General features: G+C 73.4%; 22 protein-coding genes. 9 read left to right on the top strand and 13 right to left on the bottom strand.

Going from position 1 to position 26413, the window contains the following annotated elements; genetic code table 11:
* The first annotated feature begins 49 nt into the window (after window positions 1-49).
* Window positions 50-1492 (top strand): MFS transporter, encoded by a 1443-nt coding sequence (locus tag ACZ79I_RS17965; protein ID WP_471498525.1) that lies wholly within the window; start codon window positions 50-52, stop codon window positions 1490-1492.
* Window positions 1493-1691: 199 nt separating this feature from the next.
* Entirely contained in the window at window positions 1692-2264 is a 573-nt protein-coding gene (thpR, locus tag ACZ79I_RS17960; RefSeq protein ID WP_471498524.1) for an RNA 2',3'-cyclic phosphodiesterase, read from the top strand.
* Window positions 2265-2398: 134 nt separating this feature from the next.
* Here the strand turns inward: thpR and ACZ79I_RS17955 are convergent, their stop codons facing one another.
* The 3 genes from ACZ79I_RS17955 to ACZ79I_RS17945 all read right to left on the bottom strand — a co-directional run bounded on the left by ACZ79I_RS17955 (window position 2399) and on the right by ACZ79I_RS17945 (window position 4811).
* Entirely contained in the window at window positions 2399-3388 is a 990-nt protein-coding gene (locus ACZ79I_RS17955; RefSeq protein WP_471498523.1) for an aldo/keto reductase, read from the bottom strand.
* Window positions 3389-3448: 60 nt separating this feature from the next.
* Window positions 3449-4039, bottom strand: coding sequence for a Uma2 family endonuclease (locus ACZ79I_RS17950; RefSeq protein ID WP_471498522.1), 591 nt, complete (start codon window positions 4037-4039; stop codon window positions 3449-3451).
* 88 nt (window positions 4040-4127) lie between these two features.
* Window positions 4128-4811 carry an SGNH/GDSL hydrolase family protein gene (locus ACZ79I_RS17945; protein WP_471498521.1) on the bottom strand — a complete coding sequence of 228 codons (684 nt, stop codon included), beginning with the start codon at window positions 4809-4811 and terminating at the stop codon, window positions 4128-4130.
* Between the two features lie 138 nt (window positions 4812-4949).
* Here ACZ79I_RS17945 and ACZ79I_RS17940 point away from each other — a divergent pair, with 138 nt between their 5' ends.
* Both ACZ79I_RS17940 and ACZ79I_RS17935 read left to right on the top strand, forming a co-directional pair.
* Window positions 4950-5927, top strand: a complete 978-nt coding sequence (locus ACZ79I_RS17940; RefSeq protein ID WP_471498520.1) for a WD40 repeat domain-containing protein — start codon at window positions 4950-4952, stop codon at window positions 5925-5927.
* A 95-nt stretch (window positions 5928-6022) separates the two neighbouring features.
* The gene (locus tag ACZ79I_RS17935) at window positions 6023-7543 is read left to right on the top strand and encodes a cellulase family glycosylhydrolase (protein ID WP_471498519.1); all 1521 of its coding nucleotides are present in this window, start codon (window positions 6023-6025) and stop codon (window positions 7541-7543) included.
* Window positions 7544-7617: 74 nt separating this feature from the next.
* Here ACZ79I_RS17935 and serC read toward each other — a convergent pair whose 3' ends face one another.
* The 7 genes from serC to ACZ79I_RS17900 all read right to left on the bottom strand — a co-directional run bounded on the left by serC (window position 7618) and on the right by ACZ79I_RS17900 (window position 14661).
* The gene (gene serC, locus ACZ79I_RS17930; protein WP_471498518.1) at window positions 7618-8736 is read right to left on the bottom strand and encodes a phosphoserine transaminase; all 1119 of its coding nucleotides are present in this window, start codon (window positions 8734-8736) and stop codon (window positions 7618-7620) included.
* A 228-nt stretch (window positions 8737-8964) separates the two neighbouring features.
* Entirely contained in the window at window positions 8965-10188 is a 1224-nt protein-coding gene (locus ACZ79I_RS17925) for a cytochrome P450 family protein (protein WP_471498517.1), read from the bottom strand.
* Complete coding sequence (locus tag ACZ79I_RS17920) at window positions 10185-11408, bottom strand: cytochrome P450 (RefSeq protein WP_471498516.1); 1224 nt, start codon at window positions 11406-11408, stop codon at window positions 10185-10187. The genes ACZ79I_RS17925 and ACZ79I_RS17920 overlap by 4 nt, the downstream gene beginning before the upstream one ends.
* Window positions 11405-12022: a GTP-binding protein gene (locus ACZ79I_RS17915; RefSeq protein ID WP_471498515.1), complete on the bottom strand. Its 618-nt coding sequence runs from the start codon at window positions 12020-12022 to the stop codon at window positions 11405-11407. Before ACZ79I_RS17915 ends, ACZ79I_RS17920 begins: the two co-directional genes overlap by 4 nt.
* On the bottom strand, window positions 12003-12350 hold the full coding sequence (locus ACZ79I_RS17910; protein ID WP_471498514.1) for a DUF742 domain-containing protein: 348 nt from the start codon (window positions 12348-12350) through the stop codon (window positions 12003-12005). Before ACZ79I_RS17910 ends, ACZ79I_RS17915 begins: the two co-directional genes overlap by 20 nt.
* Window positions 12347-12754, bottom strand: a complete 408-nt coding sequence (locus tag ACZ79I_RS17905) for a roadblock/LC7 domain-containing protein (RefSeq protein ID WP_471498513.1) — start codon at window positions 12752-12754, stop codon at window positions 12347-12349. The genes ACZ79I_RS17910 and ACZ79I_RS17905 overlap by 4 nt, the downstream gene beginning before the upstream one ends.
* Window positions 12751-14661: a sensor histidine kinase gene (locus ACZ79I_RS17900; protein WP_471498512.1), complete on the bottom strand. Its 1911-nt coding sequence runs from the start codon at window positions 14659-14661 to the stop codon at window positions 12751-12753. Before ACZ79I_RS17900 ends, ACZ79I_RS17905 begins: the two co-directional genes overlap by 4 nt.
* Window positions 14662-15001: 340 nt before the next feature.
* Here ACZ79I_RS17900 and ACZ79I_RS17895 point away from each other — a divergent pair, with 340 nt between their 5' ends.
* Together ACZ79I_RS17895 and ACZ79I_RS17890 are read left to right on the top strand one after the other, a co-directional pair.
* Complete coding sequence (locus ACZ79I_RS17895) at window positions 15002-17977, top strand: FAD-binding and (Fe-S)-binding domain-containing protein (protein WP_471498511.1); 2976 nt, start codon at window positions 15002-15004, stop codon at window positions 17975-17977.
* 208 nt (window positions 17978-18185) lie between these two features.
* Entirely contained in the window at window positions 18186-19310 is a 1125-nt protein-coding gene (locus tag ACZ79I_RS17890; RefSeq protein WP_471498510.1) for a lipid II:glycine glycyltransferase FemX, read from the top strand.
* A gap of 33 nt (window positions 19311-19343) precedes the next feature.
* Here the strand turns inward: ACZ79I_RS17890 and ACZ79I_RS17885 are convergent, their stop codons facing one another.
* The 3 genes from ACZ79I_RS17885 to ACZ79I_RS17875 all read right to left on the bottom strand — a co-directional run bounded on the left by ACZ79I_RS17885 (window position 19344) and on the right by ACZ79I_RS17875 (window position 21794).
* Window positions 19344-19859: an alpha-ketoglutarate-dependent dioxygenase AlkB gene (locus tag ACZ79I_RS17885; RefSeq protein ID WP_471498509.1), complete on the bottom strand. Its 516-nt coding sequence runs from the start codon at window positions 19857-19859 to the stop codon at window positions 19344-19346.
* A complete protein-coding gene (locus tag ACZ79I_RS17880) occupies window positions 19856-20629 on the bottom strand; it encodes a peptidase inhibitor family I36 protein (protein ID WP_471498508.1) in 774 nt (257 codons plus the stop codon). The genes ACZ79I_RS17885 and ACZ79I_RS17880 overlap by 4 nt, the downstream gene beginning before the upstream one ends.
* A gap of 217 nt (window positions 20630-20846) precedes the next feature.
* Window positions 20847-21794, bottom strand: coding sequence for an EamA family transporter (locus tag ACZ79I_RS17875; protein WP_471498507.1), 948 nt, complete (start codon window positions 21792-21794; stop codon window positions 20847-20849).
* 310 nt (window positions 21795-22104) lie between these two features.
* On the opposite strand from ACZ79I_RS17875, the gene ACZ79I_RS17870 reads away from it, so the two are divergent.
* The 3 genes from ACZ79I_RS17870 to ACZ79I_RS17860 are packed head-to-tail and all read left to right on the top strand — an operon-like array spanning window position 22105 to window position 26410.
* Window positions 22105-23019, top strand: a complete 915-nt coding sequence (locus tag ACZ79I_RS17870) for a TIGR03084 family metal-binding protein (RefSeq protein WP_471498506.1) — start codon at window positions 22105-22107, stop codon at window positions 23017-23019.
* Window positions 23016-24806 carry an acyclic terpene utilization AtuA family protein gene (locus ACZ79I_RS17865; RefSeq protein ID WP_471498505.1) on the top strand — a complete coding sequence of 597 codons (1791 nt, stop codon included), beginning with the start codon at window positions 23016-23018 and terminating at the stop codon, window positions 24804-24806. Before ACZ79I_RS17870 ends, ACZ79I_RS17865 begins: the two co-directional genes overlap by 4 nt.
* Window positions 24803-26410, top strand: coding sequence for an acyl-CoA carboxylase subunit beta (locus ACZ79I_RS17860; RefSeq protein WP_471498504.1), 1608 nt, complete (start codon window positions 24803-24805; stop codon window positions 26408-26410). Before ACZ79I_RS17865 ends, ACZ79I_RS17860 begins: the two co-directional genes overlap by 4 nt.
* Window positions 26411-26413: the final 3 nt, after the last annotated feature.

The following is a 26413-nucleotide window of genomic DNA, read 5'->3' as shown; positions in this document are numbered from 1 at the left end:
GCCCCACCCGCGTGCGTACGAAGCCGTCATCGCAAGGAGGCGAACCCCTTTGAGTACGGGAACCGGAGCAGCTTCCGCCCCCGCACCAGCCACCCACGACTCCCCGTCCACCCCCGAAACCCCCCGGGCCGACCGGACCCCCGCGGTCCCCCGCACCGCCACGGCCGCCGAGAGCCCGGAGCCCGCCGAACCCGTCGAACGGGGCGGGCGCCGCACCTCCTCGATGTTCGCCTCCCTGCGCATCCGCAACTACCGGCTCTTCTTCATCGGCCAGGTCGTCTCCAACACGGGCACCTGGATGCAGCGCATCGCGCAGGACTGGCTGGTGCTGAGCCTGACCGGCTCCTCCACGGCCGTCGGTGTCACCACGGCGCTGCAGTTCCTGCCGATGCTGCTCTTCGGCCTGTACGGGGGCGTCCTCGTGGACCGCCTCCCCAAGCGTCCGGCCCTGCTGGTCACGCAGTCGGCGATGGGGGCGACGGGCCTCGTCCTCGCCTTCCTCACCCTCTCCGGCCACGTCCGGGTCTGGCACGTCTACCTCGCGGCCTTCGCCGTCGGACTCGCCACGGTCGTCGACAACCCGGCCCGCCAGACCTTCGTCGCCGAGATGGTCGGCCCCCGGCAGCTGCAGAACGCGGTCAGCCTGAACTCGGCGAACTTCCAGTCCGCCCGCCTGATCGGGCCCGCCGTCGCGGGCGTCCTGATCACCGGCGTGGGCACCGGCTGGGCCTTCCTGCTCAACGGTCTGTCCTTCCTCGCCCCCATCGCCGGCCTGCTGCTGATGCGCGCCCGGGAACTGCACAGCGTGGAGCGTGCCCCCCGCGGCAGGGGGCAGCTCCGCGAGGGACTGCGCCATGTCGCCGGGCAGCCGGAGCTGATCTGGCCGATCGTGCTGGTCGGGTTCATCGGCACCTTCGGTTTCAACTTCCCGGTCTGGCTGTCGGCGTACGCGGACCATGTCTTCCACGCGGGCGCCGGTGCCTACAGCCTCTTCAACACGCTGATGGCGGCCGGCTCGCTGACCGGGGCGCTGCTCGCCGCCCGCCGCGGCACGGCCCGGCTGCGCGTGCTGATCGCGGCGGCGGCCGCGTTCGGCACCCTGGAGCTGGTGGCGGCCGGGGCGCCCTCACTGTGGCTCTTCGCGCTGCTGATGGTCCCGATAGGGATCTTCGGCCTGACGGTGAACGTCACCGCGAACACGGCCGTCCAGATGGGCACGGACCCGGCGATGCGCGGCCGCGTCATGGCCCTGTTCATGATGGTCTTCATGGGCGGTACGCCGCTGGGGGCGCCCGTCGTCGGCTGGATCACGGACGCGTACGGCGCCCGGGCCGGCTTCGTCGTGGGCGGTGCGGTCTCCCTCGCGGCGGCCGCGACCGTCGGCCTGGTCCTCGCACGGGCCGGTGGGCTGCGGCTGGCCGTGGGCTGGCACCACGGGCATCCGCGGGTGCGGTTCGTGCCCCGCGAGGGTGCGGAGACGGCGTCCGCCTGACCCGCCGCCGGGGACACCCCCGGGGCGTCCCCGGCCGGTGCCCCGGGCGCCGCGCCGGCACCGCCGCCCCGGGCGGGCGGCGGGTACGCCGTCGTCGCTCGCGCCGCAGTCGACCCTGCACCGGGCGGACTCCCGGTGCAGGGCGCCCCTGCACGGTGGCCGCCGTGCGGCGTGATCCGTTCCCTGGAAGGGTGAGGGCATGAGACTGTTCGCCGCGGTGCTGCCGCCCCCGGACGCGATCCGGGAACTCACCTCGGTCGTCCGGGGGTTGGAGGGACTGCCGGGGGCGCGGGGCCTGCGCTGGACCGAGCGCCCGGCCTGGCACTTCACGCTCGCGTTCTACGGGGAGGTGGCCGAGGACGTCGTACCGGACCTGTCGGAGCGGCTGGGGCGGGCGGTCCGGCGCACCCCGCCGTTCGCGCTGTCACTGGGCGGGGGCGGGCACTTCGGGGGCCGGACGCTGTGGGTGGGCGCCTCGGGGGACCTGCGGACGATGCGGCTGCTCGCGGACCGCGCGGAGTCCGCGGCGCGCCGGGCGGGTGTGGAGATGGGGGAGCACCGTGGCTACCGTCCCCATCTGACGCTGGCCCGCAGCCGGGGGCACGCGGATCTGCGGCCGTATGTCACGGCGCTGCACGCGTTCGCGGGGCAGGAGTGGACGGTGGGCGAGCTCGCCCTCGTCCGCAGCCTGCTGCCGCGGTCGGGGACACCGGGCGAGCAGCCCCGCTACGAGACGGTGGAGCGGTGGGGGCTGGGCACCGGGGCGCCCTGAGGTCCGGTTACGCTCGATGCGTGGACCCGAAGACCCGTAACCGGATCATGGCCGGTGTGCTCGTGCTGATGTTCGCGGTGGTGGCGCTGGCGGCGGCGGCCGGAAAGTAGCCGCCGCCGCACGGGGACGGTGCCCTACCAGGCGAACGCCTCGGGAGAGGGCCCGGTGCCCGGGAAGATCTCCTCCAGGCCCGCGAGGACCTCCTCCGTGAGCTCCAGGTCGACGGCCCGCAGCGCCGAGGCGAGCTGGCCGGCCGTGCGCGGGCCGACGATGGGGCCGGTGACGCCGGGGCGGGTCAGCAGCCAGGCGAGGGCGGCCTCGCCGGGTTCGAGCCCGTGCTTGTCGAGCAGGTCCTCGTACGCCTGGATCTGCCCACGCACGGTGGGGCTGGTGAGCGCGTCCGCGGTCCGGCCGCCCGCCCGGCGCCCGCCCTCGGCCTGCTTCCTGATGACACCGCCCAGCAGCCCGCCGTGCAGCGGCGACCACGGGATGACACCCAGGCCGTAGTCCTGCGCGGCGGGGACGACCTCCATCTCGGCACGGCGCTCGAAGAGGTTGTACAGGCACTGCTCGCTGACGAGCCCGTACGAGCCCCGCCGGGCGGCGGTCTCGTTGGCCTGGGCGATCTTGTAGCCCGGGAAGTTGCTGGAGCCGGCGTAGAGGATCTTCCCCTGCTGCACCAGTACGTCCACGGCCTGCCAGATCTCGTCGAACGGAGTGCTCCGGTCGATGTGGTGGAACTGGTACAGGTCGATGCGGTCGGTCTGCAGCCGCTTGAGGCTGGCGTCGACCGCACGGCGGATGTTGAGGGCGGAGAGCTTGTCGTGGTTGGGCCAGGCGTCGCCGTCGGGGCCCATGTTGCCGTACACCTTGGTGGCGAGTACGACCTTGTCGCGCCGCTCGCCGCCCTTGGCGAACCAGTTTCCGATGATCTCCTCGGTGCGGCCCTTGTTCTCGCCCCAGCCGTACACGTTGGCGGTGTCGAAGAAGTTGATGCCCGCGTCGAGGGCCGCGTCCATGATCGCGTGGCTGTCGGCCTCCTCGGTCTGCGGTCCGAAGTTCATCGTGCCGAGGACGAGCCGGCTGACCTTGAGTCCTGTGCGTCCGAGCTGCGTGTACTTCATGTCCGCCTACCCAACGGCGTGGAGTGCGCTCTAGGCAAGGGAGATCGGACGCGGGACGGCTCAGTCGCGGGGGAACCCGGCGGTGGCGAGGGTGAGGCCGACCACGGTGCCGGTGAGGTCCAGGTCCTCTCCGAAGGCGGTCTTCGTCTCGGTCGCGTAGTCGCCGTCCTTGGGGTGGGTGAAGACGCGGCACCTGCCCTGGTACGGATCGACGATGAGGTAGACGGGGACTTCGGCGGTGGCGTAGGCGGTCTTCTTCGGGCCGTAGTCGTTGGCGGCGGTGCTCTTGGAGATCACCTCGGCGACGAACTCGACGTCCTCGTGGCGCCAGTGGCCGTCGCCGTCCTTCTCCGCGGCGTCGGCCAGTTTGGCCACGTCCGGGCAGAAGCCGTTCTCATGCCCCGGGAAGTCGATCCGGATGTCCGAGAGGACTTTGACGTCCATCCCGAACCTGTCTTCGAGGGCCCGCACGATCCGGCGGATGATCTCCCAACGGGTGTCCCGCTGCGGCGACATGTAGACGGCCCCCTCGACGACCTCGACCTTGTATCCCTCGGGGACGGGCATCTTCTCGAGCCGCTCGAACGTCTCGTCGAGTTGGCGCGTGTTGTCGCTCTCGGCCATCGCGATCCTGTCGTCAAGGACGGTCATCGTGGCGCTCCTCCCCGGCCTCCCTCCCCACGAGTGCGGCCGCGCGGTACAACGACACGCACAGTGATCGGGGTACGCCGGAAGCCGGTCAATCCGTTCCGGCCGCGTACGGTTGCCCGAATCCCCAACCCTGGTGCATCGCCTCGGCGAACGCCGCCGCGATCTTGTGCTCCCCGCTCGCGTTCGGGTGCGTGCCGTCGTAGGTGTCCCGGTGGATGTCGTACGCCGGCGGGGGTGACGCGAGCAGGAGCGCGGAGCGGGGCTCGTCGAGGTCCGCCACCGTCTTCTCCAGGAGTTCGTTGAAGAGCGTGACCTGGGCGGCGAACGGGGCGTCCTCCTGCGCGCGGACGTTCGGGATCACCGGGAGCAGGACCATGCGGATGCGCGGGTTCGCCGTCCGGGCCTGGGCCACGAAGCCGCGCACGTTCTCCGCCGTCTGCTCGGCGTTCGTGTAGAAGCCCAGGTCGATCAGGCCCAGCGACACGAGCAGCACGTCCGCCCGCGACTTTCGTACGGCCTCGGCGATCAGCGGCGCCATGTGCAGCCAGCCCTCGCCCCAGCCCGCCAGGTGGGCGCGGGGGAAGTCCGGCTCGGCGTACGCGTACGACGTCGGTTCGTCCGTCGCCTTGTCGTACAGCGTCTCGCGCGGGCCCACGATCCGGAACGGGCCCCCGTACGTCGTGCAGAGGTGCCGCCACAGCCGGTAGCGCCATGTGTGTTCGCCCGCGCTTCCGATCGTCATGGAGTCGCCTACGGGCATGAACCTGAGCATCCGCTCATCATGGACGAGCATCGTGGGACGTATGGGGCGGGACGGTGTGAGGATCGACACGCCCGCACGGCCCCGGGCCGAGGCCCGGCACGCGCGGCAGGCACCGTGAACCGCCGTGCCGGATGGCAGTCTTGGGGCATGCGCCGATCGCTCGCGTTCCTCTCCGGGGCCCTTCTCGTCGGTGCGCTGGCCATGCCGGCGCCCGCGTCCGCCGACGACGGCGGCTTCACCGTCACGGACCCGCGGATCACCGAGTCCAGCGGACTCGCCGCCTCGCGCCTCCACCCGGGGATCTACTGGACGCACAACGACAGCGACGACGGTCCGTACCTGTACGCCGTGGACGGCCGCACCGGCAAGACCGTCGCCACCCTCACCCTCAGCGGCATCGGCAGGCCCCGCGACGTCGAGGCCGTCTCCATCGGCCCCGGGAACCAGATCTACCTGGGCGACATCGGTGACAACCTCGGCGGCAGCTGGCCGTACGTGTGGATCTACAAGCTGCCCGAGCCGAAGGTGCTCAAGAGCCGGACGGTCCGGGCCACCCAGTACGTCGTCAAGTACTCCGACGGCCCCAGGGACGCCGAGTCCCTCGTGGTGCATCCCACCACGGGGCGCGTGTACATCATCGACAAGAAGGAGGACGGCGGGCACCTGTACGAGGGCCCGGCGAAGCTGTCGGCCACCGGGACGAACGTCTTCCGGCCCGTCGCCGCCGTCGACCTGTGGGCCACCGACGCCGCCTTCTCGCCCGACGGCGGGCAGCTCGCCGTACGCGGCTACTTCGGCGGCATCGCGTACGACTGGAACGGCGGGAGGATCAAGCGGCGGGCCCGGCTCGACGTGCCCCTGCAGGGCCAGGGCGAGTCGGTCACCTACACCGCCGACGGGTCGAGGCTGATGTATGGCAGCGAGGGCAGGGACAGCCGGGTGCAGTCCGGGAGCGTGCCGGGCCGCACGGAAGGCGGCGGTTCCGCCTCGCCCTCCGGGAAGGGCGGCGGCGCGGCCGGGGGCGATGCCACCCTGAACGCCGACTACAAGGTCGGCGGCCTGGCCCTCGCCGTCGGACTGGCCCTCGTCCTCGGGATCAAGCGGCTGCTGCGCCGGGACTCTTGACGAGGTCATGGCATGCCGGTTACCTGGGAGTGCGCGGCGCATGGGAGCGCTCCCATTCGTTCCGGGGCCGCGCCTCCCCGAGAGGAACCAGCCATATGTTCCGCAGCTTGCGAAGAGCGCTGTGTGCTGCCGCCGCGCTCCTGTTACCGCTGGCGGGCGCGCACCCGGCGCACGCCGGAGCCGAGGCGGTCGCCCCCGGAGCGGGCTACTGGCACACCAGCGGCCGGCAGATCCTCGACGCGGCGGGGCAGCCCGTCCGTATCGCCGGCGTCAACTGGTTCGGCTTCGAGACCGGCAACCACGTCGTCCACGGCCTCTGGTCACGCGACTACCAGAGCATGATCGACCAGATGAAGTCGCTGGGCTACAACACCATCCGGCTGCCGTACAGCGACGACATCCTCCGAAGCGGCACGATGCCCGACAGCATCGACTTCTCCGGCGGGAAGAACGCCGACCTGCAAGGGCTCACCTCCCTGCAGGTCATGGACAGGATCGTCGACCACGCCGGCCGGGACGGCCTGAAGGTGATCCTGGACCGGCACCGCCCGGACTCGGGAGGACAGTCGGCGCTCTGGTACACGAGCGCGGTCCCCGAGTCGACGTGGATCAGCGATCTCAGGACGCTTGCGTCCCGCTACGCCGGGAACCCCACGGTCATCGGCATCGACCTGCACAACGAGCCGCACGACCCCGCCTGCTGGGGCTGCGGCGACCCGGCCACCGACTGGCGGCTGGCCGCGCAGCGGGCGGGCAACGCGGTGCTCGCGGCCAACCCCGGCCTGCTGGTCTTCGTGGAGGGCGTGCAGACGTTCGACGGCGTCTCCGGCTGGTGGGGCGGCAACCTGATGGGCGCCGGGCGGTACCCGGTCCGGCTCGACGTGCCCGACCGGGTCGTGTACTCGGCCCACGACTACGCGACGAGCGTGGCCCAGCAGAGCTGGTTCAGCGATCCGGCGTTCCCCGACAACATGCCGGGCGTCTGGGACAGATACTGGGGCTACCTCTTCAAGCAGAACATCGCGCCCGTGTGGGTGGGCGAGTTCGGTACGACGCTGCAGTCGACGGTGGACCAGAAGTGGCTCGCCGCCCTGGTGTCGTACCTGCGCCCCACGGCCACGTACGGAGCCGACGGCTTCCACTGGACGTTCTGGTCGTGGAACCCGAACTCCGGTGACACCGGCGGGATCCTGAAGGACGACTGGACGACCGTGGACACCGTGAAGGACGGCTATCTGGCGAGCATCAAGGCGCCCGGCTTTCCCGGCACGGGTGGCGGTGGCGGCGGCGGTGGCGGCGGTGGCGGCGGGAGCACGGCGTCCTGCGCCGCCGCCTACACGGTCAGCAGCGACTGGGGCAGCGGCTTCAACGCCGACGTCACGGTGACCAACACCGGCACGACGGCACTCGCCTCCTGGAAGGTGACCTGGACGTGGAGCGGCGCGCAGCAGGTCACGTCCATGTGGAACGCGACCTACACACAGACCGGCCCGACGGTCACCGCGGTCAACGCGGCGCACAACGGGAGCGTGCCGGCGGGAGGATCGGTGGGCTTCGGGTTCGGGGGAGCACCCGGGGGCGGGGGCGTGCCCAGTGTGAGCTGTACGGCCGCCTGAGCCGTGGGGCCGCATGGGTGAGGGGCGTCCGGCCTGCGCCGGGCGCCCCTCGACGTACGGGAGACCGCCGGACGCTAGAGCTTCTCGATCACGTAGTCGATGCACTTCGTCAGCGCCTCGATGTCCGACGGCTCGATCGCCGGGAACATCGCGATGCGCAGCTGGTTGCGGCCGAGCTTGCGGTACGGCTCGGTGTCGACGATGCCGTTGGCGCGCAGGACCTTGGCGACGGCGGCCGCGTCGACCTCGTCGGAGAAGTCGATCGTGCCGATGACCTGCGAGCGCTTGGCCGGGTCGGCGACGAACGGGGTCGCGAACTTGACGTCCTCGGCCCAGCCGTAGAGCGTCCGCGAGGACGTGGCCGTGCGGCGGACCGACCAGTCGAGGCCGCCCTGGCCGTTGAGCCACTCCAGCTGCTCGTTGAGCAGGAACAGGGTGGCGAGGGCCGGGGTGTTGTACGTCTGGTTCTTGCGGGAGTTGTCGATCGCCGTGGGAAGGCTGAAGAACTCCGGGACGTGGCGGCCCGACGCGTGGACGCGCTCGGCGCGCTCGATCGCGGCCGGGGAGAAGACACCGAGCCACAGGCCGCCGTCGGAGGCGAAGGACTTCTGCGGGGCGAAGTAGTACACGTCCGTCTCGGCGATGTCCACCGGGAGGCCGCCGGCGCCGGAGGTGGCGTCCACGAGGACCAGGGAGCCCTGGTCGGCGCCCGCGACCCGCTTGATCGGCATCGCGACACCGGTCGAGGTCTCGTTGTGCGTGAAGGCGTACACGTCGACGCCCTCCTCGGCCTCCGGCTCGGGGTGCGTGCCGGGGTCGGCGGCGATGACGGTGGGCTCGGCCAGCCACGGGGCGAGCTTCGCGGCCTTCGCGAACTTCGACGAGAACTCGCCGAAGCTGAGGTGCTGCGACTTGTTCTCGATCAGGCCGTGGGTCGCGATGTCCCAGAACGCGGTGGAGCCGCCGTTGCCGAGGATGACCTCGTAGCCGTCGGGGAGCTGGAAGAGCTCGCGGACACCCTCGCGCACCTTGCCGACCAGGTTCTTGACCGGGGCCTGGCGGTGGGACGTACCGAGCAGGGAACTACCCGTGGCGGCGAGGGCGTCCAGCGCCTCGACCCGCACCTTGGAGGGACCCGCGCCGAAACGACCATCCGCGGGCTTGATGTCAGCAGGGATCTGGATATCAGCCACGGGGGGAGCGTAGCCGGTGGAGGAAACCTGGGCGAAACGGGGTCCGTCGGATGAGACGGGGTGTCGCACCGTGGCTGAGCCGGACACCCGGCGGGGGACGACGTCCCCCGGGATCCGGCGGCCCCGGCCCCGGCCACGGCCACGGCCCCGGTCCATCCGAACGGCCGCAGCCTCCCCTACGCCGGGCGGGTGGGCCGGGCCGGCCCACCCGCCCGGCGGCGGAGCGCATCAGCCCCCGAGCCGCACCGGCAGCTCGAAGAGGTCGTTCTGGGTCACCACCGGCTTGTTGCGCAGTTCGCTCGCCGGTACCGCCAGGTCGAGGGCGGGGAAGCGCGCGTACAGGGCCGGGAGGGCGACGCCCGCCTCCAGCCGGGACAGGGCCGCTCCGGGGCACACGTGCGGGCCGTGCCCGAAGGAGATGTGCCGGTTCTTCGTGTCGCGGGTGATGTCGAAGGCGCCCGCCGTCGGGCCGTGCGCCCGCTCGTCACGGCCGATCGCGCCGTACGACACGATCAGCGCGTCGCCCGCCGGGATCACCCGGTCGCCGACCGGGACGTCCTCCGTCGCGAACCGGATCAGGACGTGGGAGGTCGGGGTCGAGTGGCGCAGGGTCTCCTCGACCACGGCGGACCAGTCCGCCTCGCCGGACAGGACGAGGGCGCGCTGCTCGGGGTGCAGCGACAGGTTGACCACCGCGTTGACGATCAGCGAGATGGTCGTCTCGTGGCCCGCCGCCACCATCAGCTGCAGCGTGGAGACGATCTCCTCGTCGGTGAGGTGGTCGCCGTCCTCGGACGCCTGGATCAGCGCGGAGGTGAGGTCGTCGCCCGGTTCGGCGCGCTTCGCGGCCACCGTGTCCGCCATGATCCCCGCCAGCTCGGTGAGCGTGGCGACGACCTCCTGAGGCGGGGTCTGCGTCGAGAAGAACTTCTCGAACAGCTCCTTCAGCCGCGGCAGACGGGACTCGTCCATGCCCATCAGGTCCGCGATGACGTACATGGGCAGCGGATAGGCGAACTCCGCCTTGAGGTCGACCACGCCGCCGTCCGCGGGCAGCCGGTCCAGCAGGCTCTCCGTCAGCTTCGTGATCCGCTCCCGCATCTCCTCCACCCGACGCGGCGTCAGCGCCTGGGCGACGAGGGTGCGCAGCCGCCGGTGGTCGGCCCCGTCCACGGTGAGCATGGACCGGCCGGGGTTGGCGAGGCCGATCAGCGGCCAGTCGGGCGCGATCTCGCCGCGCTGCCAGGCGCCCCAGACATTGATGTCCTTGACCAGCCGGGGGTCCGTCAGGAGCTGCTTGGCCTCGGTGTGGTGCGTGACCGCCCACACGGGAACGCCGCCGGGCAGGACCACGGCGGCGAGCGGGCCGGCCTCCCTCAACCGGGCGCTCTCGGCGTCGAGGTCGGAGACGAAGGGGTCCAGGGCTATGGGAGGTCTGTCGCTAGACGTCATGCGGAAGGGCTTCCAAGGGTAGGGGTGGGGGTAAACATCACCGGCAGTGCCGTGAGGCCGCGCAGCCACGGCGACGGGCGGCGCGTCAACGTCTCGGCGGGCACGGCGAGATCGATGTCGGGCAGGCGGTCCAGGACCACCTCGATGCCGGTCCGTGCGATGACCTCGGCCACCTCCTGCGCCGGGAACGGGCAGCGGTGCTCGCCGTGGCCGAAGGAGAAGTGCGCGTTGTTGCCGCCGGTCAGCGCGGAGCCGTCGGTGCGGACCTGGGGGTCGCTGTTGGCGCCCTGGAGGCCGAGCAGCACCAGGTCGCCCGCGCGGATGTGGCGGCCGCCGAGGCGGGTGTCGCGGGACGCCCAGCGGCCCGCCACGTTCTGCGTGGGCGTGTCCTCCCACAGGACCTCGTTCATGGCCTCGGCGATGCAGTTGCGCCCGCCGAACAGGGACGCCGCGAAGCGGCCGTCGGTCAGCATCAGCCGCAGCGTGTTGCCGATCCAGTCGGCGGTCGGCTGGTGGCCCGCCGCCAGCATCACCATCAGGTCCTGGGTGATCTCCTCGTCGGTGAAGCCGCTCGTGTCGGCGAGCATCCGCGAGACGACGTCGTCCGCCGGCTGCTCCTTCCGGGCGGCCAGCAGTTCGGCCATGGAGGTGGCCAGGTGCATCTGGCCCGCGAGCGCCCGCTCCCGGCCGTCGATCATGTCGTTGAGGGCGGTGACCAGAGCCGGCCCCTGCTCCTCCGCGAACCCGTAGAGGAAGGCGAGCACCCGGACGGGCAGCAGCATCGCGTAGTCCGCGACGAGATCGGCCTCGCCCTTGGCGCACACCGCGTCGATCAGCTCGTCCGCGAACCGCTCGGCGTGGCGGCGCATTTCGAACGGGTCGACGGACTCCAGCGCGTCGCTGATCATCGCGGCGCGCTCGCGGTGGCGCTCGCCGACCGTGTAGAGGATCGACGGCTGCTTGCGGCCGATCATCGGCAGCAGCGGCCAGTCGTCGGGGATGTTGTCCCACTGGTTCCACAGGTCGGAGTCGCGGCTGAACAGCACCGGGTCGCCGGTCACCTGGTGCAGCTCGCGGTAGCCGAGGACGAGCCACGCCGGTATGCCGCCGTCGAGCACGACCGGTGTCACGGCACCGTGTTCGAGCCGCATCTCCCGGTACAGGGCGGTGGGTTCGGTCTGGAACCGGGGCCCGCTCAGGGGCACGGGGGCGGTGGTCACACCAGCTCCTGTTCGGATGTGGGGGCTTGGCCGGCGCGGAGCCGCTGGACGTGTTCGACCAGAGTGATCAGGACCTGCTTCGCGGACTCCCGCGAGCGCGCGTCGCATGCGATCAGCGGGACGTGCGGGTCGAGGGCGAGCGCCGCGCGGACCTCTTCGGGTGTGTGCCGGGGGCCGCCGAAGTCGTTGCAGGCGACGATGAACGGCATCCCGTGGCGTTCCAGGCGGTCGATGGCGTACCAGGAGTCGTCGATGCGCCGGGTATCGAGGAGGACGACCGCGCCGAGCGCGCCGGAGAACAGCCGGTCCCACAGGAACCAGAACCGCTCCTGCCCGGGCGCGCCGAACAGGTACAGCACGTTGCGGGCGTCCAGCGTGATGCGGCCGAAGTCGAAGGCGACGGTCGTCGCGGACTTGCCCCGCACCTCGCTGACGTCGTCGACCGTCTCGCCGGCCTGCGTCATCGTCTCCTCGGTGCTGAGCGGGCGGATCTCGCTCACCGAGCGGACCAGGGTCGTCTTGCCGACGCCGAAGCCGCCGACGACCACGATCTTCAGGCCGTTGTCGGCCTGGGCACCCAGCGGAGTGCGGGTGTCAGAGGTTGCGGAGTCCAACGAGCACCTGCTCCAGGATGTCGGGATCGGGAAGTGCGGCGGTGCGCGGATGGCGGGCGCTGACACGGCCGGTCGCGAGGAGGTCGCAGAGCAGGATCCTCGTGATGCTCACCGGCAGCCGCAGCTCGGCGGCGATCTCCACGACGGCGGTCGGCCGTTCGCACAGCCGCAGGATCGCGGCGTGCTCGGACTGCATGCCCGGTACCGGGTCGCACTCGGCGACCACGAGCGTCACCAGGTCGAACCGGTCGGCAGCGTCGGACCGGCTGCGCCCTCCCGTGAGGGTGTACAGCCGGTCGGGCGCGTCGTCCCTGCCGGGGCGGCTCATGAGGTCCGGGGCTGCGCGCTCAGGTGCTCGCCGAGCTGCTCCACGAGTTCGCTCATGTTGTGCCCGACGAGCCCGGCGTCCGCGTCCTCCGTGGTGACCAGGGCGAGGTGGGCGCCCTCGCCCGCCTCCACGATGAACAGGACGCCGCCGTAGAACTCGGTCATCGCCGAGCGCACGCCCCCGCTGCCGTCGCCGAACTCCACGGACGCGCCGTGGGACAGCGACTGGATGCCGGCGGCGATCGCGGCCAGCTGGTCGGCCTGGTCGACCGAGAGCTCCGGAGTGCGGCACAGCTTCAGCCCGTCCCGGGACAGCACGAGCGCGTGCCGGGCACCCGGGGTGCGCTCCAGGAGTCCCTCGATGAGCCAGGTGAGCTTCTCGTCGGCGGTCGTGGTGCCGGTCATGAAGTGGTCTTGCCTTCCGGGTGGGAGGGGGTGGCGGCCGGTTCGGGTGCGGCGGTGGGGTCCGGGGAGGGGCCGGGCACCGGCGCGTCCGGTACGAGACCGTCGGAGGGTTCGTGCGGTGTGCCGGCTGCGGGGGGCTCGTGCGGGGTGTCCGCCGTCGTCGTGCCCTGGACCGCCGCCTGGTCCGGCATCGCGCCGCGGACCGCCTGACGGAAGCTGCTGAAGCGGGCGGCCCGGGTCTTGGCGTCCTCGGCGGTGAGCGGCTCCCGCTGGGAGCGGGGGGTGGTCTGGGCCCGGCCGCGTTCGGCCGCGGCGAGCGCCTGGCCGCGGCGCCTCTGGGGCAGTCCGCCGCTGCTCGTGCCGGCGCCTGCGCCCGGGCCGTCGCCCTTGTCCGTGCTCGTCTCCGTGCTCGTACGCGGGCCGGGACGGACGCCGGGGTACGTGCCGGCCGATGCCGGGGACTCGTGCGTGGGGACCGGGTCGGGATCGAGGTCCTGGGGGGCGCGGGCGGTGGCGTACGAGGGCCGGTGCCCGGCGGCGGCCGGCTTGGCGGAGGCCGGAGCGGAGGCGCCCCGCTCGGCGGCGGCGTCGGCGGCCGGGGCGTGGGCGTGGCCGCGCTCCGCGGGCGACGACTGCGACTGCGACTGCGACTGAGGCGTCGGCGGCGTCGGCTGTGTCGGCTGTGTCGGCTGCGACAGGATCTCCTGCGGGATCAGCATCAGGACGCCCGTGCCGCCGCGCGCCGACGGCCGGAAGGACACCTTCAGGCCGTACTTGCGGGCGAGGCGCCCGACGACCGCGAGGCCGAGCCGGGTGCCGGTGAGCCCGCCCAGTTCGGTGATGTCGCCGGAGACCGCACGTTCGGCGCGGCGCAGCTGCACATCGCTCATGACCAGGCCCGCGTCCTCCACGGACACGATGACGCCGGCCGGGACCTCCTCCACGTAGACGTGGACCTCGGCGGTCGGCGGCGAGAAGGTGGCCGCGTTGTCGAGGAGTTCGGCGAGCGCGTGCATCACGCCCTCGGCGGCGTGTCCGGTGACGGCGGCATCGCTGGAGGAGTGGAGGCGGACGCGCTGGTAGCCGCTGATCCGGCCCATCGCGCCGCGCAGGATCGACTCCATGACGATGGGGCGGGCCCAGCGGCGGCCGGAGCGGGCGCCCGTGAGGACGGCGACGGAGTCGGCGAGGCGACCCGCCTGCGCGGTGCGGTGGTCGAGGTGGAGGAGGTCGGCGAGGACGTCCTCGTCCGTGTGCCGCTCCTCCATCGCGCGCAGGTCGGCGAGGGTGCCGGTGGCCAGGGCCTGCATGCGGCCGGCGACGTTGGCGGTGACGGATATGGCCGCGTCGCGGGTGTTGGCGGCCTGCCGCAGGCGCTGGGTGAGACGGGCCTTCTCCGCGGTGAGCCGGGCGAGGTCGGCGACGAGCCGGTCGCGCTCCTCGGTGAACTCCCCGGTGAGAGCGGCACGCTCCTGGGCGAACCCGTCGGTGAGGCGCTCGCGCTCCTGGGCGAACTCCTGGGCGAGCCGGGTGCGTTCCCTCTCGAACTCCTCGCTCAGCCGGACCCGTTCCTCGATGAAGCCGTCCGTCAGCCGCCCCCGCTCCTGGCTGAACTCCTCGGCGAGCCGGGCCCGTTCCTGGAGCAGCCGGCCCGCGTCCTGCGTCACGGCGTCCAGGCGGCGGCGCGCGACCCGCGCCGAGCGGGCGCCGTGGACGGCGAGGGCGACCGCCACGCACAGCAGCAGCGTCGCCGCGGCCCCGCCCCAGGCGAGGGGGACGCGGACCGTCTCCGGGGCCGCCAGGACCGCGGCGGTGACGGCGAGGCCCGCCACCGAGGCGGTGGCCAGCGAGGCGGGTGCGACGGCGCGGAGAGCGGGCCGTTCGCCTGACGGTGTGGGGGCGGTCATGAATGGTGTCCTCGGTCGGCCTAGGTCATGTCCAGGGCGAGTGCGGCGCGCGGGGCCGGAGGGGGAGCAGCGACCCGTGTGCTCAATTGGGCGTCACTATAGGAGACTTCCTGATCATAATGTGCAGATTCCGGTCCCGCTGGTGCCATCTGACGGGGAACCGGGAGGGCGACGCGGTGCGCACCCAGCCGGCGCGGGCACCCGCACGGAGGGCCGGATCCGGACTCTGAGCGACCGAATCCGGTCACTGTCGGTGCCGACCGGTCGGCGAGGCGGCCACGACCGGGGCACCCGCACCCAGAGGTGGTCACTGTCAGTGGCCGGATGCATCCTGGGATGCATGACGGATCTCGGGGAGCGGCGCGGGGCGACGGATGTGGACACCGTCACACTCGGTGCCGAACTGCGCGCGGCGGTGCGCGGCGCGGTCGACTTCGGTACGACGGCGCGGGCGCTGCACACCATGGACGCGTCCAACTACCGGCGGGTGCCGCTCGGCGTCGTGGCCCCCCGGGACGCCGAGGACGTGGCGGCCGCCCTGAGCGTGTGCCGTGCGCACGGAGTGCCGGTCGTCGCCCGCGGCGGCGGCACCTCGACCGCGGGGCAGGCGACCGGCACGGGAGTCGTGCTCGACTTCACCCGGCACATGAACAGGATCGTGTCCCTGGACCCCGAGGCGCGCACGGCGGTGGTCCAGCCGGGCCTGGTCCTCGACCGCCTCCAGGAGGCCGCCGCACCGCACGGCCTGCGCTTCGGCCCGGACCCCTCCACGCACGCCCGCTGCACCCTGGGCGGAATGATCGGCAACAACGCCTGCGGCTCCCACTCGGTGGCCTGGGGCACCACCGCGGACAACGTGCGCGGGCTGTCGGTGCTCACCGCGCGGGGCGAGGCCCTGACCCCGGGCGCTGACTGGCGGGGTGCGCCCGAGGGCCTGCGGGCCCTGGTGGAGGGAGAACTGGCGCTCCTGCGCACGGGCTTCCCCGTCCTGCCGCGCCGCATCTCCGGGATCGCGCTGGACGCCCTGCTCCCGGAGCGCGGTGCGGACGTCGCCCGCTCCCTCTGCGGCTCCGAGGGGACCCTGGGCGTCCTGACGGAGGCGGTCGTGCGGCTCGTCGAGGCACCCCGCGCGCGTGCGCTCGCCGTGCTGGCGTACGCGGACGAGAGCGCGGCGGCCCAGGCGGCGGCCGGACTGCTGCCGCAGAGCCCGCTGACCGTGGAGGGCATGGCCGCCGACCTGGTGCCGCCGTCGGCGGGACTGCCGCGCGGCGGCGCCTGGCTGTTCGTCGAGGCGGGTGGCGCGAGCGGGGCGGAGGCACGCGCGCGTGCGGAGGCGATCGTCCGGTCCGCGGATGTGACGGACGCCGTGGTGGTCACCGATCCGGCCGGGCAGCGCGCGCTGTGGCGGCTGCGCGAGGACGCGAGCGGCACGGCGACCCGGATGCCTGGGGGCACCTCCCAGACGAAGTCTGAGGGAAGCACCGAGGCATGGCCGGGCTGGGAGGACTGCGCGGTGCCGCCGGCCCGGCTGGGGGCGTACCTCGCGGACTTCCGGCGCCTGCTGGCCGACCACGGTCTGCGCGGAGCGCCGTACGGCCACTTCGGGGACGGCTGCATCCACGTCCGCATCGACTTCGACCTGCTGACCGGGGCGGGCATCGCCCGCTTCCGCCGCTTCTCCGAGGACATCGCGGACCTGGTCGTCGCCCACGGCGGCTCGCTGTCCGGGGAGCACGGCGACGGCCAGGCGCGGGCGGAGCTGCTGCCGAGGATGTACGGACCGGAGCTGGTGGCCCTCTTCGAGCGGGCCAAGGACGTCTGGGACCCCGACGGCCTGCTCAACCCGGGCATGCTGGTCCGCCCGGCCCGGCTGGACGACAACCTCAGGTTCGCGCCGCTGCCCCGGCGGCCGGTGCCGGTCGCCTTCGGCTACCCCGCGGACGGCGGCGACTTCTCCGCGGCGGTCCGGCGCTGCGTGGGCGTCGCCAAGTGCCGTACGACGACGGCCCCGGGCGCGGGAGTGATGTGCCCGTCGTTCCGGGCGACCGGGCAGGAGGAGCACTCCACGCGCGGACGGGCCCGGCTGCTGCACGAGATGCTGGCCGGCGAGGTGGTCACCGACGGCTGGCGGTCGGCGGAGGTCAGGGACGCGCTGGACCTGTGCCTGTCCTGCAAGGGCTGCCGCACGGACTGCCCGGTCGGCGTCGACATGGCCACGTACAAGGCGGAGTTCCTGCACCACCACTACGCGGGGCGGCCCAGACCGGCCGCGCACTACACGATGGGCCGGCTGTCGGTGTGGCTGCGCGCGGTGGCCCGCACCCGTACTGCCGTGGTGGTCAACGCCCTCGCGTCCGTACGCCCGTTGGCGGCGCTCGGCAAACGGCTGGGCGGGATCGCGCCCGAGCGGCGGCTTCCGCGCCTGGCGCGGGAGACCTTCAGCCGGTGGTGGCGCCGGGAGTCCGCCGGGCGGGCGCGCGGGGGCGCGGCGCCCCGGGCGGGCGGGACGCCCCCTGCCGGGCCGCGGGTCGTCCTGTGGCCGGACACCTTCACGGAGCACCTGTCGCCGTCGGTCGGCCGGGCCGCCGTACGGGTGCTCGAGGCCGCGGGAGTCGAGGTCGTCCTGCCGCCGGCGGGCCGTGCCGGGCCGGTGGCGGGCGGGGTACGGCGGGTGGCCCGCCACGGCCCGGTCTGCTGCGGACTGACCTACGTCTCCACGGGCCAGTTGGACCGCGCCCGCGCCGTCCTGCGCCGCACCCTCGGCCTGATGGAACCGCTGCTGACGGACGGCTGCCCGGTGGTCGTCCTCGAACCGAGCTGTGCGGCCACGCTCCGCACGGACCTGCCGGAGCTGCTGCACGACGACCCGCGTGCGGCCCGGCTGGCGGCGGCGGTGGTGACGTTCGCCGAGGCCCTGGAGCGCTGTGCCCCGAAGTGGACGCCGCCGCGGCTGGACCGTCCCGCGGCCGGGCAGACCCACTGCCATCAGCACGCGGTCCTGGGCGACGCGGCGGACCGCCGGCTGCGCGCCGCGGCCGGCCTGACGGGCGAACTGAGCGGCGGCTGCTGCGGACTTGCGGGCGGCTTCGGTTTCGAGAAGGGCCACATCGAGGTGTCGACGGCCTGCGCGGAGGACCAGCTGCTGCCGGCCGTGCGGTCGGCCCCGCCCCACGCGGTGGTCCTCGCGGACGGCTACTCCTGCCGCACCCAGCTGGAGCAGCTGGCGGGTGTCAGGGCGCGGCACCTGGCGGAGGCGCTGGCCGAAGGGCTGGCGCCGCACGGACCGGCAGAGGGGCGGCCGGCGACGAAGGAGTGACGGCCAACGCGGTGAACTCCCGCGCACGGTGTGGCGGCGCGGGAAGTACCCGGAAGGATGGAGGAGCGGGACGGGGCGGGCTCCCGCCCGCCGGCGAGGGCGTACGCCGTCCACCGGTGACGCGCCGCTGCCCCGGCACCGGGAGCCGGTCCGGTCCCTCCGGCGTCCGTACCCGATGTCAGCCCCCCCGTTCCTCAGGAGCCCTCGTATGACCCTGCGCATCCGCCCGATCTCCCGTGAGGAACACCTCGCGTTCATCGCCTCGCGTCCGTCGGCGAGCCCGATGCAGGCGCCGTCGTGGGGCGAGGTGAAGCCGGACTGGCGGGCGGAGAGCCTGGGCTGGTTCGAGGAGGGCGCGCAGCGGCCGGCCGGGGCGGGCCTGGTGCTGCTGCGCCCACTGCCGAAGCTGCGGCGGTATCTGGCGTACCTGCCCGAGGGCCCGGTGATCGACTGGCACGCGCCCGACCTCGGCCGCTGGCTGGAGCCGCTGCTCGCCCACCTCAAGGGCCGCGGCGCCTTCTCGGTGAAGATGGGCCCGCCCGTGGTCGTACGCCGCTGGAGCGCGGACGCCGTCAAGGCGGCGATCGCGGACCCGGGCGCGCGGCGGCTGCGGGACGTGCCGCCGACCGAGTACGAGCCGGGCGCGGCCGACATCGCGGAGCGGCTGCGCCGCATGGGCTGGCGGCAGACGCAGCCCGGCGGCGAGGACGGCTTCGCGGCCGGCCAGCCGCGGTACGTCTTCCAGGTGCCGCTCGCGGGACGGACCCTGGACGACATCCGCGGCGGCCTCAACCAGCAGTGGCGCCGCAATGTGAAGAAGGCCGAGAAGGCGGGCGTGAAGGTGGTCCGGGGCGGCTACGACGACCTGCCGGCCTTCTACGCCCTCTACACGGAGACCGCCGAGCGCGACCGCTTCATCCCGCGTCCGCTGCCGTACTTCCAGCGGATGTGGACCGCGCTGACGGCGGAGGACCCGGACCGCATGCGGCTGTATCTCGCACACCACGACGGCGAGGTACTGGCCGCCGCGACGATGCTGACGGTCGGCACGCACGTCTGGTACTCCTACGGCGCCTCCACCGCCCGCGGCCGCGAGGTCCAGCCCAGCACCGCGATCCAGTGGCGCATGCTCACCGACGCCCACGCCATGGGTGCCGCCGTCTACGACCTGCGCGGCATCACCGACACCCTGGAGGACACCAACCACCTCCTCGGCCTGCTCCGCTTCAAGGCGGGCACGGGCGGTCACGCGGCGGAGTACCTGGGCGAGTGGGACTACCCGCTCAACCGCCTGCTGCACAAGGCGTTGGATCTGTACATGTCGCGTCGGTGACCGCGGGCGCGCACACGGGCTGGGCGGTCGTCGTCAGACGGGCCGGAGGACCGTGCGGAACGTGACCGACACCCGCCGGCCGCGTGGCACCCGAGCCGGGGAACCCGGGTCGCTCTTGCGGGCGGCGATGCCGTGGCGCCACTCGTAGCGGGCCGGGCCGGACATCACACACAGGCTGCCGGGGGCGAGATACACCTCGGCCTTCGTTCCGTCCCCGGGGTGGGTGAAGTCCATGACGCACCCGGAGCCGAGGGAGACCGCGGCGACGACCGGACCGAAGCAGGGCACACGGTCGACGTGGGCGCTGATGCCCTGCCCCGGCCGGTATTCGTTGACGATGACCTGGTCCGCCGCCCGGTCCATGAGGCCCTCCCCGGCCAGGCGCGCGGCCAGGTCACGCGCCCACGAGGGCAGGGGCGGGGCCGTGGCGCCCGCCTGCGCGTCCGCCGCCAGGCCGCGCCGCCCGTAGTCGTACCGGTGGCCGTAGTGCTGCACCCGCCGTCTGAGTTCGGCCGACCACTCCGCGGCATCGATCCGGGAGAGCGTCACCCGTCCCGCGTCGGGGCTGAGCCAGTCGGGGATGTACCGCAGCCCTGGGACGGAGGTGTTCTCAGCCTCGTCACCCGCCTCGAAGGAAAGTTGTCCACGCTTCTCCACCATCCTCGAAGGCTAACCGGCGGCAGTGTCGGCGAGGGGGCCTCCGCTCGGCAGCGGAGGCCCCTTCCCGGAATCAGAAGGCGCCGTTCAGGCCCCACCAGTTGCTGTCCACCACCCACGCCCGGGGCCAGCCCGCTGGTGCCGCGGCCGGGCAGGAACCACAGACGCCCCGCCATGTCCCGGACGAGGACGTCGGCGCGGCGGTCGGCGGTCAGATCACCGGAGCCCGCCGCCTGGGGAGCGGTCGGCGCGTACCACCGCGGGTAGGCCGGGAGAGTGCACTCCCGCTCGGTGGGGACGAGCCGCACCGAGCTGACCGAGCCGTCCGAGTGACCCCACTCGGTACCCGCGGGGTCGGAGTACCACACCGCGGTGCCGCTGGACTGGCCGTAGTCCGGGTCGCCGTACAGGCAGGCGATCTTGGACGTGCGGTTCACCACCGTTCGGAACGTGTTCTCCCAGTCCCCCAGCGTCGCCTTGCTGGTGTCCGTCTTGACCATGCTGCCCGTGCCGTTGTCGCTCTTCCAGGCACAGAAATGGCCTGCCGGGCAGTCACCGACCGCGGCCTGTGCGGGTGCCGTGCCCGCGCCGAGCAGCCCGAGCGAGGTGAGCCCCAGCGTCGTGGCCCGCGCGGCCAGGCGCCGAAGCAGAGATACACGCATGTCTTCCCTCCCTGACGCGGCGCGGAGGGACGCTCGACGCGCCGCGGGAAGAAGATGTCTTGCCGACGCGATCAGGCCATCATGCGGGCGCCGTCTTGCGCGGCCGCCCTCGGGGGACTACGAGGTCCGGGCCGAGCCCGCCGCGATGCGGCCTCCCGGGCAGACTTCCGTGCGGTGAAGGCGCCGCTCGCCGCCTTCACCCTCCCCCGGCTACGCCTCAGGGCTTTCCCGCCTTTGGGCCCCGTCCCACCTGCGTCCGCACCGCCCCCATGCTGGCGGCGACGACCAGAGTGATCGCCAACGCCTGGGCGGAGGTCAGGGACTGGCCGAGGATCAGGAAGCCCGCGGTCGCCGCGAGCGCCGGTTCCAGGCTCATCAGGATCGCGAACGTGGAGGCGGGCAGGCGGCGCAGGGCGAGGAGTTCCAGGGTGTAGGGGAGGACCGAGGAGAGCATCGCCACGGCGGCGCCGAGACCGACCGTCGTCGGGACGAGCAGGCCGGTGCCCGACTCGGCGATCCCCAGGGGCACGAACAGCGCGGCGGCCACCGCCATCGCGAGCGCGAGTCCGTCGGCCTGGGGGAAGCGCCGCCCCGTGCGGGCGCTGAAGACGATGTACGCCGCCCACATCGTGCCCGCGGACAGCGCGAAGGCGACGCCCGCCGGGTCCAGGCGGCCGAAGTCACCGCCGCCGAGGAGGAAGACGCCGGTCAGGGCGAGGGCGGCCCAGAGCAGGTTCACCGCGCGGCGGGAGGCCAGCACGGACAGGGCCAGCGGGCCGAGGACCTCCAGCGTGACCGCCGGGCCCAGGGGAATGCGGTCCACCGCCTCGTAGAAGAACCCGTTCATCGCGGCCATGGTGGCGCCGAAGACGACGACCGTGCCCCAGTCGGCGCGGGTGTGCCCGCGCAGCCGGGGCCGGCAGACCAGGAGCAGGACGGCGGCCGCCACGACGAGCCGCAGGCTCACCACGCCGAGGGGGCCGATCCGCGTCATCAGCGTCACCGCGAGCGCCCCGCCGAACTGCACGGAGACGCCGCCCGCGAGGACCAGCCCCACGGGCCCCAGGGAACCTCGCGGGCGATGCCCGCCGGCCGCCGCGGGAGCGGGGTTCCCCCCAGCCGTGGCGGGGGCTGGGGCGGAGGACGCGGAGCGAGGGGAGTTCACGGGGCCTTCCTGGGACGCGATCGCGAGTTCGTTCAACTTGATGCACCTGGCGGTTCAGGGTAGTGGACTCAGCCAGGCGTGTGAACTCCTTATGCGCCTGTACTGCGGTGGCCTGGGGGATCAGATGCCGGGCCAGGGTGCCGGACCTTTCTCGTGCGCGTCGGACGCCTTCGCCGCCTCGACGATCGCGCTCGCCGGCGCCGGCGCCGCGCCCGGCCGCGACGGGAAATCCATGCAAGCACGCTTGCTTGTTTCTGTCCCCGCTGCCATGCTCCCCCCACACACCGTCGTGCCCGGAGGGGAGCGCATCGTGTCCGACGCGTCGTCCGTCATCGACGATCTGGGGCGGGAGAGCGAGGAACTCGACCGGCTGGTGGCCGGATTGGGGGAGGCCCGGTGGGCGCTCGCCACGCCCGCCCCCGGCTGGACCGTCGCCCACCAGATCGCCCATCTCGCCTGGACGGACCGGGCCGCGCTGCTGGCCGTCACCGACGCGGAGGCGTTCGCGGCGGAGGTGCAGAAGGCGCTCGGATCGCCCGGGACATGGGTCGACGAGGCCGCCGCGGAAGGCGCCGCGCTGCCGCCAGCCCGGCTGCTCGCCGAGTGGCGCGAGGGGCGTGCCGCCCTGGACCGCGCCCTGCGCGCCGCGCCGTCCGGCACCCGTTTCCCCTGGTACGGGCCGCCCATGTCGGCCGCGTCCATGGCCACCGGCCGGCTGATGGAGACCTGGGCGCACGGACAGGACGTCGCGGACACGCTCGGTGTGGCGCGCACCCCCACCGACCGGCTGCGGCATGTGGCCCGCATCGGCGTGCGGGCACGGGACTTCGCCTTCGCGGTACGGGGGCTGAACGCGCCGGACGGGGAGTTCCGGGTGGAGCTCCTCGCGCCGTCCGGGAACGACGTCTGGACCTACGGGCCCGAGGACGCCGCGCAGCGGGTGACCGGACCCGCGCTGGACTTCTGTCTGCTGGTCACCCAGCGCGCCCACCGGGCCGACCTCGCGCTGCGGGCCGAGGGTCCGGACGCGGACCGCTGGCTGGACATCGCCCAGGCGTTCGCGGGGCCGCCGGGGACGGGCCGGCCGCCCAACGGAGAACCGGGCGGGGACCGGCCGCCCAGCGGAGAACCGGGCGGGGACCGGCCGTTCGAGGGCGACCCCGCCGAGCCGGCCGCGCCCGGCGGCGTCCCCGGGAGCGGCACGGCGACGGGTACCGCGACGTGACCCCGGCCCCGGCGGCCCCCCGGCCCCTGCGCATAGGCAACGCGTCCGGGTTCTACGGCGACCGCTTCGAGGCCTTGCGCGAGATGCTCACCGGCGGCCCCCTCGACGTCGTCACCGGTGACTACCTCGCCGAACTGACGATGCTCATCCTCGGCCGCGACCGCCTCAAGAACCCGGCCGGAGGCTATGCGCGCACCTTCCTGCGCCAGTTGGAGGAGTGCCTGGGCCTCGCCCACGAGCGGGGGGTGCGGATCGTGACGAACGCCGGCGGCCTCAACCCCGCCGGACTCGCCGACGCGATACGGGAGCTGGCCGACCGCCTCGGCATCCCGGCGCGCGTGGCCCACGTCGAGGGCGACGACCTCACCGCCTCCCACCCCGGCACCCTCGCCGCCCACGCCTACCTCGGCGGCCACGGCATCGCCGCGTGCCTGCGCGAGGGCGCCGACATCGTGGTCACCGGGCGGGTGACGGACGCCGCGCTCGTCACCGGGCCCGCCGCCGCCCACTTCGGCTGGTCACCCGGCGACTACGACCGGCTGGCCGGCGCGGTGGTCGCCGGGCACGTCCTGGAGTGCGGGGCGCAGGCCACCGGCGGCAACTACGCCTTCTTCACCGACCATCCGCCCGCCCTGCTGCGCCACCCGGGCTTCCCGCTCGCCGAGATCCACGAGGACGGCAGCAGCGTCATCACCAAGCACGACGGCACCGGCGGCGTCGTGGACGTCGGCACGGTCACCGCGCAGCTCCTGTACGAGACGGCCGGCGCCCGGTACGCCGGGCCCGACGTCACCGCCCGCCTCGACACCGTCCGGCTCACCCAGGAGGGGCCCGACCGGGTGCGTATCGAGGGCGTGCGCGGGGAGGCGCCGCCCCCGGCCCTGAAGGCCGGCCTGAACCGCCTCGGCGGCTTCCGCAACGAGGTCGTCTTCGTGCTGACCGGCCTCGACATCGAGGCCAAGGCCGCGCTCGTCCGGGACCAGATGGAGGCGGCCCTGAACGCGGCCGAGTCCCCTCCGTCCGAGGTGCGCTGGGACCTCGCCCGCACCGACCACCCCGACGCCCCGACCGAGGAGACCGCGAGCGCCCTGCTCCGGCTCGTCGTGCGCGACCCCGCCCCGGAGCCGGTGGGCCGCGCGCTCAGCGGCGCCGCGATCGAACTCGCGCTCGCCAGCTACCCCGGCTTCCATGTGGTCGCCCCGCCGGGCAAGGGCGCGCCGTACGGGGTCTTCGAGGCCGCCTACGTCGACCGCGCGTCCGTGGAGCACACGGCGGTCCTCCCCGGCGGACGGCGCGTCGCCGTGCCCCCGGCCCCCGGCACGCTGGACCTGGCCGACGTGCCGGAGCCGTCCCTGCCCGCACCGCCGCCCGCGGGGCCCACGCGCCGCGCCCCGCTCGGACTGGTCGCCGGCGCCCGCAGCGGGGACAAGGGCGGCAGCGCCAACGTCGGGGTGTGGGTGCGCACGGACGAGGCGTGGCGGTGGCTCGCCCACACCCTCACCGTCGACCGCTTCCGCGAACTCCTCCCGGAGACGGCCCACCTGGCCGTCGTACGCCATGCCCTGCCGAACCTGCGCGCCCTGAACTTCGTCGTCGAGGGGCTCCTCGGTGAGGGCGTCGCCGCGCAGCACCGCTTCGACCCGCAGGCCAAGGGCCTCGGCGAATGGCTGCGCGCCCGCCGTCTCGACATACCGGAGGCCCTGCTGGCGACCGCCGACCGCGCACCGGGCCCCTCGCCCGACCGCGCATCCGACCACCCGTCCGACCCCTCGGAGGTCCTCCCGTGACGGTCCTGTCCACGGCCGTGGACGTCGACGACCCCGACCACCGGGCCAACCGTGACGCCATGCTCGCCAAACTCGCCGAACTGGACGCCGAGCACGCCAAGGCCCTCGCGGGCGGCGGCGAGAAGTACGTCGAGCGGCACCGCGGGCGCGGCAAGCTGCTCGCCCGTGAGCGCATCGAGCTGCTCCTCGACCCGGACACCCCCTTCCTGGAGCTGTCCCCGCTCGCGGCGTGGGGCAGCGCCTCCCCCGAGTACACGGTCGGCGCCTCCCTGGTCACCGGCATCGGCGTCGTCGAGGGCGTCGAGTGCCTGATCACCGCGAACGACCCGACCGTGCGGGGCGGCGCCAGCAACCCGTGGAGCCTGAAGAAGGCGCTGCGCGCCAACGACATCGCGCTCGCCAACCGGCTTCCGTGCATCAGCCTCGTCGAGTCGGGCGGCGCCGACCTGCCGTCCCAGAAGGAGATCTTCATCCCCGGCGGGGCGATCTTCCGCGACCTCACCCGGCTGTCCGCGGCCGGGATCCCCACCGTCGCGGTCGTCTTCGGGAACTCGACGGCCGGCGGCGCCTACGTGCCGGGCATGTCCGACCACGTGATCATGGTGAAGGAGCGGGCCAAGGTCTTCCTCGGCGGGCCGCCCCTGGTGAAGATGGCCACCGGCGAGGAGAGCGACGACGAGTCCCTCGGCGGCGCCGAGATGCACGCGCGCGTGTCGGGCCTCGCGGACTACTACGCCGTCGACGAGCAGGACGCCCTGCGGCAGGCCCGGCGCGTCGTCGCCCGCCTCAACCACCGCAAGGCGTACCCGGATCCGGGCCCGGCGAGCCCGCCGAAGTACGACGCGGAGGAACTCCTCGGGATCGTGCCGGGCGACCTGAAGGTGCCGTTCGACCCGCGCGAGGTCATCGCCCGTGTCGTCGACGGCTCGGACTTCGACGAGTTCAAGCCGCTGTACGGGACGAGCCTGTGCACCGGGTGGGCCGCCCTGCACGGCTATCCGGTCGGGGTGCTGGCGAACGCGCAGGGGGTGCTGTTCAGCGAGGAGTCCCAGAAGGCGGCCCAGTTCATCCAGCTCGCCAACCAGCGCGACATCCCCCTGCTGTTCCTGCACAACACCACCGGCTACATGGTGGGCAAGGAGTACGAGCAGGGCGGCATCATCAAGCACGGCGCCATGATGATCAACGCGGTGTCCAACAGCCGGGTCCCGCACCTGTCCGTGCTCATGGGGGCCTCCTACGGGGCCGGCCACTACGGCATGTGCGGGCGGGCGTACGACCCGCGCTTCCTGTTCGCCTGGCCCAGCGCCAAGTCGGCCGTCATGGGCCCGCAGCAGCTCGCCGGCGTCCTGTCGATCGTCGCCCGGCAGTCGGCGGCCGCGAAGGGGCGGCCGTACGACGAGGACGCGGACGCCGCCCTGCGGGCCATGGTGGAGCAGCAGATCGAGTCCGAGTCCCTGCCGATGTTCCTGTCCGGGCGGCTGTACGACGACGGGGTCATCGACCCGCGCGACACCCGCACCGTTCTCGGCCTGTGCCTGTCCGCGATCCACACCGCGCCCTACGAGGGCGCGCGTGGCGGATTCGGCGTCTTCCGGATGTGAGGC

It is taken from the genome of Streptomyces sp. PSU-S4-23 (assembly GCF_055632315.1).
Note: the sequence above shows the minus strand (reverse complement) of the source record. Positions and strands in the feature narration are given on the sequence as shown.

Excerpts from the sequence above, each read along its gene's own strand:
- thpR (WP_471498524.1), top strand. The coding sequence starts at position 1,692 with ATGAGACTGTTCGCCGCGGTGCTGCCGCCCCCGGACGCGATCCGGGAA.
- ACZ79I_RS17955 (WP_471498523.1), bottom strand. The coding sequence starts at position 3,388 with ATGAAGTACACGCAGCTCGGACGCACAGGACTCAAGGTCAGCCGGCTC.
- ACZ79I_RS17950 (WP_471498522.1), bottom strand. The coding sequence starts at position 4,039 with ATGACCGTCCTTGACGACAGGATCGCGATGGCCGAGAGCGACAACACG.
- ACZ79I_RS17945 (WP_471498521.1), bottom strand. The coding sequence starts at position 4,811 with ATGCTCAGGTTCATGCCCGTAGGCGACTCCATGACGATCGGAAGCGCG.
- ACZ79I_RS17940 (WP_471498520.1), top strand. The coding sequence starts at position 4,950 with ATGCGCCGATCGCTCGCGTTCCTCTCCGGGGCCCTTCTCGTCGGTGCG.
- ACZ79I_RS17935 (WP_471498519.1), top strand. The coding sequence starts at position 6,023 with ATGTTCCGCAGCTTGCGAAGAGCGCTGTGTGCTGCCGCCGCGCTCCTG.
- ACZ79I_RS17925 (WP_471498517.1), bottom strand. The coding sequence starts at position 10,188 with ATGACGTCTAGCGACAGACCTCCCATAGCCCTGGACCCCTTCGTCTCC.
- ACZ79I_RS17910 (WP_471498514.1), bottom strand. The coding sequence starts at position 12,350 with ATGAGCCGCCCCGGCAGGGACGACGCGCCCGACCGGCTGTACACCCTC.
- ACZ79I_RS17905 (WP_471498513.1), bottom strand. The coding sequence starts at position 12,754 with ATGACCGGCACCACGACCGCCGACGAGAAGCTCACCTGGCTCATCGAG.
- ACZ79I_RS17900 (WP_471498512.1), bottom strand. The coding sequence starts at position 14,661 with ATGACCGCCCCCACACCGTCAGGCGAACGGCCCGCTCTCCGCGCCGTC.
- ACZ79I_RS17895 (WP_471498511.1), top strand. The coding sequence starts at position 15,002 with ATGACGGATCTCGGGGAGCGGCGCGGGGCGACGGATGTGGACACCGTC.
- ACZ79I_RS17890 (WP_471498510.1), top strand. The coding sequence starts at position 18,186 with ATGACCCTGCGCATCCGCCCGATCTCCCGTGAGGAACACCTCGCGTTC.
- ACZ79I_RS17880 (WP_471498508.1), bottom strand. The coding sequence starts at position 20,629 with ATGCGTGTATCTCTGCTTCGGCGCCTGGCCGCGCGGGCCACGACGCTG.